7 protein-coding genes are annotated in these 8,302 nt (G+C 72.9%); 5 read left to right on the forward strand and 2 right to left on the reverse strand.

Annotated features, from left to right (window positions below; all coding sequences use genetic code 11):
• Positions 1-372 precede the first annotated feature (372 nt).
• The 5 genes from VR44_RS30035 to pepN all read left to right on the forward strand — a co-directional run bounded on the left by VR44_RS30035 (position 373) and on the right by pepN (position 6,260).
• Positions 373-1,191 carry a serine protease gene (locus VR44_RS30035; protein WP_094192009.1) on the forward strand — a complete coding sequence of 273 codons (819 nt, stop codon included), beginning with the start codon at positions 373-375 and terminating at the stop codon, positions 1,189-1,191.
• A gap of 242 nt (positions 1,192-1,433) precedes the next feature.
• Entirely contained in the window at positions 1,434-2,090 is a 657-nt protein-coding gene (locus VR44_RS30040) for a response regulator (RefSeq protein WP_045950771.1), read from the forward strand.
• 6 nt (positions 2,091-2,096) lie between these two features.
• A complete protein-coding gene (locus VR44_RS30045; protein WP_045950772.1) occupies positions 2,097-3,245 on the forward strand; it encodes a sensor histidine kinase in 1,149 nt (382 codons plus the stop codon).
• A gap of 77 nt (positions 3,246-3,322) precedes the next feature.
• Positions 3,323-3,661: a chorismate mutase gene (locus VR44_RS30050; RefSeq protein WP_045950776.1), complete on the forward strand. Its 339-nt coding sequence runs from the start codon at positions 3,323-3,325 to the stop codon at positions 3,659-3,661.
• Between the two features lie 88 nt (positions 3,662-3,749).
• The gene (pepN, locus tag VR44_RS30055; RefSeq protein WP_045950773.1) at positions 3,750-6,260 is read left to right on the forward strand and encodes an aminopeptidase N; all 2,511 of its coding nucleotides are present in this window, start codon (positions 3,750-3,752) and stop codon (positions 6,258-6,260) included.
• Here the strand turns inward: pepN and VR44_RS45425 are convergent.
• Positions 6,257-6,406, reverse strand: a complete 150-nt coding sequence (locus tag VR44_RS45425; RefSeq protein ID WP_157880442.1) for a hypothetical protein — start codon at positions 6,404-6,406, stop codon at positions 6,257-6,259. The two genes, pepN and VR44_RS45425, sit on opposite strands and share 4 nt — an antisense overlap.
• A 17-nt stretch (positions 6,407-6,423) precedes the next feature.
• Positions 6,424-8,100: a hypothetical protein gene (locus tag VR44_RS30060; RefSeq protein WP_157880443.1), complete on the reverse strand. Its 1,677-nt coding sequence runs from the start codon at positions 8,098-8,100 to the stop codon at positions 6,424-6,426.
• Positions 8,101-8,302: the final 202 nt, after the last annotated feature.

Genomic DNA, 8,302 nt, shown 5'->3' on the forward strand with positions numbered 1-8,302 from the left:
GGCGTGGCGGCCTGGGCCGCGGCGGCGGCGCCGGCCGGCAGCAGGGTCATCACGGCGGCCGCGGCCGCCACGGTGGCGGAGGCGGTACGGGACGTGCGGGTGCGGCGGGTGCTGCGCATGTGGGGGCGCTCCTCGGAACGGCTCGGTCCGTACGTGGGCTCGTCACGGATGCGGGCTTGGCATGTACGCGGGCTTGGCATGTACGTGCCCAGAGTTGGCCAGAATCCCACCCGTGTCTACTGGCCGGTAGGAAACTTTTCGCGACTCCCGGGTGAATCCCCGTCGCGGAGACCGCGGGGTGCGGAGATTGTCCGAAAACGCGTTCTTGTTGCGTCGCGGACACCGATGTGTCATGGACTCGTCATTCATCGGATGGCGTGCACAGCCCAACCCCCCACGAAAGGCAGTGTGTTGACCGTGTCCACTCTTGCCACAACCCTCAAGCGCGGCCTCGCCGTAGGCGCCGTGGCCCTCGCCGCCGTCAGCCTCCAGCCCGCCGGCGCCAGCGCCTCCCCGACCCCCGTCGTCGGCGGCACCCGCGCTGCCCAGGGCGAGTTCCCCTTCATGGTCCGCCTCTCCATGGGCTGCGGCGGCGCCCTCTACACCCAGCAGATCGTCCTCACCGCCGCCCACTGCGTGAACGGATCCGGCAACAACACCTCCATCACCGCCACCGCCGGCGTCGTCGACCTCCAGAGCAGCAGCGCCATCAAGGTCAAGTCCACCAAGGTCCTCCAGGCACCCGGCTACAACGGCCAGGGCAAGGACTGGGCCCTCATCAAGCTCGCCAAGCCGATCAACCTCCCCACCCTGAAGATCGCCGACACCAAGGCCTACGACAGCGGCACCTTCACCGTCGCCGGCTGGGGCGCCGCCCGCGAAGGCGGAGCCCAGCAGCGCTACCTCCTCAAGGCCACCGTCCCCTTCGTCTCCGACGCCGCCTGCCAGGCCGCCTACGGAGACTCCCTCGTCCCCTCCGACGAGATCTGCGCCGGCTACGACCAGGGCGGCACCGACACCTGCCAGGGCGACTCCGGCGGCCCCATGTTCCGCCGCGACGACACCAACGCCTGGATCCAGGTCGGCATCGTCAGCTGGGGCGAGGGCTGCGCCCGCGCCGGATACCCCGGCGTCTACTCCGAGGTCTCCACCTTCGCCGCCGACATCCGCAACGCCGCCGCCGGCCTGTAGACCCCGCCACCGGCCCGAACCCCCGGGCCGGCCGCGGCGCACCCCCCACCCACGCACCTCGCCCTTCCGGCCGGACCCGAACCGGCCGGAAGGGCGAGCCCCCCGGCCGTCCGGTTGCGGGCCGCCGCACCCCCGGGTCCCATGGGACCGGGACACCCGGCACCCGCCGGGACAGCCCCACCGGCCGCGACAGGCGACGGCGACGGGTGAGGGACCACGGGCGACAGTGGGGCAGGCAGCGCATGACGATCAGAGTGGTCATCGCGGACGACCAGGACATGGTCAGGACCGGCTTCCGGATGATCCTCGAGAGCCAGCCCGACATCGAGGTCGTCGCCGACGCCCCCGACGGACAGGCCGCCCTCGACGCCGTCGCCGCCCACCACCCCGACGTCCTCCTCCTCGACATCCGCATGCCCCGCGTCGACGGCCTCGAAGTCACCCGCCGCCTCTCGGGCCAGGACACCCCCCGCATCGTCATCGTCACCACCTTCGACCTCGACGAATACGTCCACGCCGCCCTCCACGGCGGCGCCTGCGGATTCCTCCTCAAGGACGCCAGCCCCGCCATGCTCGTCGAAGCCGTACGCGCCGCGGCCGCCGGAGACGCCCTCGTCTCACCCGCCATCACCGTCCGCCTGCTGCGCGAGATGGCCCCCCGCATGGCCGGCCCCCAGGCCGCCCGCCGCCCCTCGGAACCCCTCACCGAACGCGAACAGGACGTCGTGCGCTGCCTCGCCCGCGGCCTGACCAACGCCGAGATCGCCGCCGATCTCTACGTCTCCCTGTCCACCGTCAAATCCCACCTGGCCAACGTCCAGGCCAAGCTCACCGCCCGCAACCGCGTCGAGATCGCCGCCTGGGCCTGGGAAAGCGGCCTGGCCACCGCCACCGCGTGAAAACCCGTGAGCCTCCTCGCCTCCTGGGCCCGCCGCCACCCCCGCGCAGCCGACCGGATCCGCCTGCTGCTCTGCGTACTCCTCCTCGCCCTCGTCACCTTCGAAGGCGTCGTCCTCGCCCGTCAGCCCAGCCCCCCGCACGCCACCGTCTGGGTCTCCGGCATCCTCGTCTGCCTCAGCGCCGTCCCCTGGCCCGGCCTGCCCCTCCTCGCCCGCGCCTGGTTCGCCGCCGCCACCACCTGGACCGTCACCCTCCTGCTCGTCCTCGGCGAACGGCCCACCGTCGTCTGGGGCGCCGGCGAGGCCGTCGCCCTCCTCGTCCTCCTCTCCCAGGTCCTGCTGCACACCCCCGCCCGCACCGCTGCCGTCCTCGGCCCCGTCCTCGGCCTCGGCTGCATGGCCGTCCCCGTACGCGACACCAACCCCGGCCGCTTCACCCTCCTCTTCTCCGTCCTCACCGTCGTCGTCACCGCCTACTCCCTCCTGCTGCGCCTCCAGTCCGTCCAGCGCCTGCGCGAACTGCACGCCGTACGCACCGCCGAACGCCTCGAACTCGCCCGCGAACTCCACGACCTCGTCGCCCACCACGTCACCGGCATCGTCGTCGAGGCCCGCGCCGCCCGCTTCACCCGCGTCACCGCCGAACGCGCCGCCGAGGTCTTCGCCCGCATCGAAACCGCCGGCGACGAAGCCCTCGGCTCCATGCGCCGCCTCGTCCGCATCCTCCGCGAGGACGACGGCACCCCCACGGCCCCCGCCACCGCCCCCGTCGCCGGCCTCGCCGACATCCGCGACCTCACCCGCCGCTTCACCGGCCCGCCCGTCGTCCTCTACATCGAACGGGGCCTGGAGGACCGCATCCCCGGCGACGTCGCCGCCACCGCCCACCGCATCGTCCTCGAAGCCCTCACCAACATCGCCAAACACGCCGCCACCGCCACCGCCGTCCGCATCGGCCTGCGCACCGTCCCCGCCGGCCTCGAAGTACGCGTCGCCGACGACGGCGGACACCCCGCCCGGCTCTCCGAGAAGGCCCGCGGCGGAGGCTACGGCCTCGCCGGAATGACCGAACGCGCCGAAGCCCTCGGCGGCCGCCTCACCGCGGGCCCCGCCCCCGAAGGCGGCTGGCTCGTCACCGCCCTGCTGCCCCTGTGAACCCCCGCCGGGGCCCCCGTCTCACCCAGCGACATGCCAGGGGTGACCGGCCCGCCCGCCACGTAAGCTCGGTGACCATGAACACCAGCGACCGCGACAGCGGCACCGACCCCGAGGCGATCGACGAGAACGTCATCGCCGAACTGGCCCGCCTGCGCGACAGCATCGACAACATCGACGCGGCCGTTGTCCACATGCTCGCCGAACGCTTCAAATGCACCCAGCAGGTCGGCCACCTCAAGGCCCGCCACCACCTGCCCCCCGCGGACCCCGGCCGCGAAGCCAGCCAGATCGCCCGCCTGCGCCAGCTCGCCGAGAACGCCAAACTCGACCCCGCCTTCGCCGAGAAGCTCCTCAACTTCATCATCGCCGAGGTCATCCGCCACCACGAGACCATCGCCGCCGGCGAGGACTGACCGGCCCCCGGGGCGGGGACATCCCCGCCCCGGCCACCCCCGCACGACCCCCTAGGACCGCGGCCCCCCATCCGGCAGCATGGGCCCCATGTCCGCACTGACGCGCAACGAAGCGCAGCTCCGAGCCCAGCTCCTCGACGTCCACCACTACGCCGTCACCCTCGACCTCACCACCGGCGAAGAGACCTTCGACTCCACCACCGTCATCCGCTTCAGCGCCCGCACCCCCGCGGACACCTTCGTGGAACTGAAGCCGGAAGAACTGCGCTCCGCCACGCTCGACGGCCACCCCCTCGACCCCGCCGCCCTCACCGGCAACCGCCTCCCCCTCAACGGCCTGGCCGAAGGCCCCCACGAGCTGCGCCTCGACACCCGCATGCGCTACTCACGCACCGGCGAGGGCCTCCACCGCTTCACCGACCCCGCCGACGGGGAGACGTACGTCTACACCCAGATGTTCATGGACGACGTCCAGCGCGTCTTCCCCGCCTTCGACCAGCCCGACCTCAAGGCCGTCTTCGAGTTCACCGTCACCGCCCCCGGCCACTGGACCGTCCTCGCCAACGGCACCACCACCCGTACCGGCGACCGGGAAGCCGACGGAGCCGGCGTCTGGACCTCCGCCCCCACCCCCGTCATCTCCACCTACCTCGCCGCCGTCGCCGCAGGCCCCTGGCACAGCGTCACCACCGAACACGCCGGACTGCCCTTCGGCATCCACTGCCGCAAGTCCCTCGCCCCCCACCTCGACGCCGACGCCGACGAAATCCTCTCCGTCACCACCGCCTGCTACGACCGCTACCACGAGAAGTTCACCGAGCCCTACCCCTTCGACTCCTACGACCAGGCCTTCGTCCCCGAGTTCAACGCCGGCGCCATGGAGAACCCCGGCCTGGTCACCTTCCGCGACGAGTTCGTCTTCCGCTCCGCCGTCACCGACACCGAACGCCAGCGCCGCGCCATGGTCATCGCCCACGAAATGGCCCACATGTGGTTCGGCGACCTCGTCACCCTCGCCTGGTTCGACGACATCTGGCTCAACGAGTCCTTCGCCGAGTACATGGGCTACCAGACCCTCACCGAAGCCACCCGCTTCACCGGCACCTGGACCGAGTTCGGCATGGAACGCAAGCCCTGGGGCTACGCCGCCGACCAGCGCCCCTCCACCCACCCCGTCGCCCCCGGCCCCGACGACGTCCCCGACACCGCCTCCGCCCTCCTCAACTTCGACGGCATCTCCTACGCCAAGGGCGCCTCCGCCCTGCGCCAGCTCGTCGCCTGGCTCGGCGAGAAGGACTTCCTCGCCGGCATCAACACCCACTTCGCCCGCCACAAGTTCGCCAACGCCACCCTCGCCGACTTCGTGGACTCCCTCGCCGCCCACACCGACCGCGACGTCCACGCCTGGGCCGACATCTGGCTGCGCACCACCGGCATCGACACCCTCACCCCCGAGATCCAGGAAGGCGCCGGCGGCTGGACCCTCACCGTCGACCGCCACGGCAGCCGCCCCCACCGCATCACCGCCGGCACCTACACCCGCGCCACCGACGGCCTCCTGGAACGCACCGACCTCCTCGAACTCGACGTCCCCAGCGACGAGGTCCTCTCCGCGAGCGGCCCCCGCCCCGACCTCCTCGTCCTCAACGACGGCGACCTCAGCTACGCCAAGGTCCGCCTCGACCCGACCTCCCTCGACACCGCCCTGCGCGGCCTCTCCCGCATCCCCGACCCGCTCACCCGCTCCGTCGTCTGGGGCTCCCTGCGCGACATGGTCCGCGACGGCGAACTCGAACCCGCCACCTACCTCGCCACCGCCGAAGCCCACCTCCCCGACGAGAGCGACCTCGCCGTCGTCCAGGGCGTCCTCGCCTTCGCCCGCCACCACGTCGCCGACCTCTACACCGCCCCCGCCGAACGCGCCGCCGCCCTCACCACCCTCACCGGCATCGCCCGCGACCTCCTGCGCCGCACCGAGGACGGCACCGAGCCCGGCCTGCGCCTGGCCGCCGTACGCGCCTTCATCGACAGCGCCACCCAGCCCGACACCATCGCCGCCTGGCTCGCCGACGGCACCGTCACCGGCGGCCCCGAACTCGACCCCGAACTGAGCTGGCGCATCCTCGCCCGCCTCGCCGTCCTCGGCGCCGTCGACGAGGACGCCATCGACTCAGCCCTCGCCGCCGACCCCAGCGCCACCGGCCGGCAGGGCGCCGCCCGCTGCCGCGCCGCCCTGCCCACCGCCGAGGCCAAGGCCGCCGCCTGGCAGCGGCTCTTCCACGACGACACCCTGTCCAATTACCTGTTCACCGCCACCGCCCAGGGCTTCTGGCAGCCCGAACAGACCGCACTCGTGGCGGACTACGTGCCCCGCTACTACCCCGAGGCCATCGCCCTCGGAGCCCGCCGCGGCCCCGCCATCGGCGAGGCCGCCGGCCGCTGGGCCTTTCCCGCCCACCACGTCGACGAGGCCAACCTCCAGGCCGGCCACACCGCCCTGGAAGACCCGGAGATCACCCCGATGATGCGCCGCGTACTCGTCGACCAGCTCGACGACCTCGCCCGCACCCTGCGGGTACGGCAGACCCCCTCGGCCTAACGGATACAGCCGACGATCCGCACCGACACCTGGGCACTGGCCGTCAGGCCGCTGCCCGGATCGGTCGCGGTGAACACCAGCGGATACGTCCCGTCGGGCAGCAGCGGCACCACGAAGCCGCCCGACGGGCCCGCCCCCACCGGCACCGGCCCGTTCGGCCCCTTCAGCTGCCACGACGTGTACTGCGGATCGGTGATCGCCCGGTCCTCCGGCCGGGTCCGCGCCGATCCGGAGAAGCTCTCCTCGCAGCCGCGCCGCAGCTGACCCCCGCCGCCCGGCTGCCGGATCGCCACCGCCGGCGGCTGACCGCCGGCGGCTGAGGCTGCTGCGGGGCACTCGTCGAAGGCTGCGGGCTCTGCCCGTTGGCGGGCCGGCCGGGGGAGGGGGAGTCCGGGGAGCCGGACGACGGCGGGGCGCCGTGCCCCGGGGACTGCGAAGGCGACACCGACGCGGACGGGGACGCCGACGGCGGACCCGACACCGCAGCGGACGGATCCGTCCCCGGCACCGAAGGCACCTCCGGCCGCCCCACCGACGTCGGCGACGGCCCCTTCGCCGGCGAGGTGGCCTTCGCGTCGATCGTCGCGCACACCGCACTCGCGACCACCGGCTGGGCCTCCGGTATCCCGGAGCCACGCAGCAGCTGGTCGTCCCCGTCGTGTGCCTGCGCGTCCAGGTAGACGTTGCCCGTCGACGTCTCGGCGTCACTGTGCTCGACCCACGCCGAATCGTGGTACAGCCCGCCCGGCTTCTGCTGGTTCACCCCGGTCACGTGCCACTCGCGCACCCGGCCCCCGGACGGCGTACCCGCCACCGCCGGCCCGTCCGTCCCCGCGAACAGCCAGCCGTCCCCGAAATACCGCTGCGGGGCCTCCGGCGCACCGTGCTCGTTGGCCGCCGGGAAGTTGAACCCGCCCCCCAGCAGCAGCCGGTTCTTCGGACAGGCAACCGTCGCCTGCGCGCTGCCGCCCGCCGGGACCGCCACCTGGGCCGTCACCACCGACACGCTCTTCAGCTTCACGCACACCGGCCGCACCCCCACCGAGAAGTTCGCCTGCGGCGGCGGCGGAGACTGCAGCTGCGTCATGCGCAGCACGTCGGAGGAGTCCTTCAACGGGAACGGACGGGAACTCAACTCCGTACCCGGGTTCAGATGCGCGACGAAATCACTCCCGCCGACCGCCGTACCCGCCGTACCCGCCGGACCGGGCGCCGCCGCCCCCGGCGTCAGCTGGTCCAGCGGAACCGGCGCCACCGGCCGCCCCTTCAGGGCCCGGTCGGCCTTGAACTCGGCGCCCACCATCGTGAACCCGTCCCCGCAGTGCGGGGTGGCCGTCGTGGTGGTCGTCATCCCCTTGAACGGCCCCTCGGTCGTCGCGTCATGAACGCCCCCCGGAGGCGGGAACTTGCTCGACCTGTCCAGGAACGCGTACGTGGTCCACTGGAAATCGAAGCCGCCCTCCACCTGCGGCTTCGCGTTCACGCACAACGCGTACGAGGTCAACGTCGACGCCGCGTCACCCGGATTGAACGCCGACGCCAGCCACGCGCCCCCGATGAAATGGCTGTTCGTCGCGAAACCCGACCCGGCGATCGCATACCCCCCGCCCAGCGCCGTCTCATGCGCCTGGCACCCCGCCACCGTCAGCTGCTCCCCGCCCGCGGGCACCGACACCGACGTACTGCGCTGGACCACCACCACCGGCTCCGGCCCCTGCGAGGTCCACCACACCCCCGCACCGGCCGCACCCGCGACCACCACGGCCCCCGCGGCGACCACCGCCGCCGTCTTCCCGCCGACCGCGCCGGCCACCTTCGCCAACACTCCGGATCCAGCCATCGGGTCCCCTCCCGCAACGCCCGCGCGCCCCGTGCCGACCGGCACTGTAGCCCCGCCACGACCCGCAGCCCAGAGCCCCCGAACCCAAGAATTCCCCATGCCGGCCCCACCACCCCCACCCCACACCCGACCCCCTCCACCCCGAACACCCGTACCGGTCGGACGGCCGAAAACCGACCCCGCCACACCCCGACGGTTACCC

Origin of the sequence: Streptomyces katrae, assembly GCF_000966975.1 — a bacterium.
In the GTDB taxonomy this organism is placed as follows: domain Bacteria; phylum Actinomycetota; class Actinomycetes; order Streptomycetales; family Streptomycetaceae; genus Streptomyces; species Streptomyces katrae.

What these genes read in the sequence shown, in the direction of transcription:
- VR44_RS30040 (WP_045950771.1), top strand. Translation starts at nt 1,434, where the DNA reads ATGACGATCAGAGTGGTCATCGCGGACGACCAGGACATGGTCAGGACC.
- VR44_RS30035 (WP_094192009.1), top strand. Translation starts at nt 373, where the DNA reads ATGGCGTGCACAGCCCAACCCCCCACGAAAGGCAGTGTGTTGACCGTG.
- VR44_RS30060 (WP_157880443.1), bottom strand. Translation starts at nt 8,100, where the DNA reads ATGGCTGGATCCGGAGTGTTGGCGAAGGTGGCCGGCGCGGTCGGCGGG.
- VR44_RS30050 (WP_045950776.1), top strand. Translation starts at nt 3,323, where the DNA reads ATGAACACCAGCGACCGCGACAGCGGCACCGACCCCGAGGCGATCGAC.
- pepN (WP_045950773.1), top strand. Translation starts at nt 3,750, where the DNA reads ATGTCCGCACTGACGCGCAACGAAGCGCAGCTCCGAGCCCAGCTCCTC.